The organism is Streptomyces katrae (genome assembly GCF_000966975.1).
GTDB lineage: Bacteria > Actinomycetota > Actinomycetes > Streptomycetales > Streptomycetaceae > Streptomyces > Streptomyces katrae.
In genome coordinates this window covers 1-1,249 of the sequence record NZ_JZWV01000246.1, presented here as the reverse complement: position 1 = coordinate 1,249, position 1,249 = coordinate 1, and the positions used below count along the sequence as shown (strand labels likewise).

At 67.0% G+C, this 1,249-nt stretch carries 1 protein-coding gene; it reads right to left on the bottom strand.

The genetic code is table 11. From position 1 onward, the window contains the following. A partial coding sequence (gene ahcY / locus VR44_RS10935; protein ID WP_045947236.1) for an adenosylhomocysteinase occupies positions 1-1,249 on the bottom strand: 1,249 nt, incomplete at its 5' end.

The window sequence follows — 1,249 nt, the reverse complement described above, 5'->3', positions numbered from 1 at the left end:
TCAGTAGCGGTAGTGGTCGGGCTTGTACGGGCCCTCGACCTTGACGCCGATGTACTCCGCCTGCTCGGGGCGCAGCGTGGTCAGCTTGACGCCGAGGGCGTCGAGGTGGAGACGGGCGACCTTCTCGTCCAGGTGCTTGGGCAGCACGTACACGTCGGTCGGGTACTCCTCGGGCTTGGTGAACAGCTCGATCTGCGCGAGGGTCTGGTCCGCGAAGGAGTTCGACATCACGAACGAGGGGTGACCGGTCGCGTTGCCCAGGTTGAGCAGACGGCCCTCGGACAGCACGATCAGGACCTTGCCGTCGGGGAACGTCCAGGTGTGGACCTGCGGCTTGACCTCGTCCTTGACGATGCCCTCGATCCGGGCCAGGCCCGCCATGTCGATCTCGTTGTCGAAGTGGCCGATGTTGCCCACGATCGCCTGGTGCTTCATCTTGGCCATGTCCGAGGCCATGATGATGTCCTTGTTGCCCGTCGTCGTCACGAAGATGTCGGCGATCTCCACGACGTCGTCCAGCGTGGCGACCTGGTAGCCGTCCATCGCCGCCTGCAGCGCGCAGATCGGGTCGATCTCCGTCACGATCACACGGGCGCCCTGGCCGCGCAGCGACTCCGCACAGCCCTTGCCGACATCGCCGTAACCGCAGACCACCGCGACCTTGCCGCCGATCAGGACGTCGGTCGCACGGTTGATCCCGTCGATCAGCGAGTGACGGCAGCCGTACTTGTTGTCGAACTTCGACTTCGTCACCGCGTCGTTCACATTGATCGCCGGGAACAGCAGCGTGCCCTCGGCCATCATCTCGTAGAGACGGTGGACACCCGTGGTGGTCTCCTCCGTCACGCCGCGGATCTCGGAGGCGAGCTGGGTCCACTTCTGGGGGGACTCGGCGAGCGTGCGGTTGAGGAGGGTCAGGATGTGGCCGTACTCCTCGGAGTCCGCCGTCGACGGGTCCGGGGCCGCGCCGGCCTTCTCGAACTCGACGCCCTTGTGGACGAGGAGGGTGGCGTCACCACCGTCGTCGAGGATCATGTTCGGGCCGCCGGTCGGGGTGTTCGGCCAGGTCAGCGCCTGCTCCGTGCACCACCAGTACTCCTCCAGCGTCTCGCCCTTCCAGGCGAAGACGGGGACGCCCTGCGGGTTCTCCGGGGTGCCGTTCGGGCCGACGGCGATGGCGGCGGCCGCGTGGTCCTGGGTGGAGAAGATGTTGCAGGAGGCCCAGCGGACGTCGGCGCCGAGGGCGACG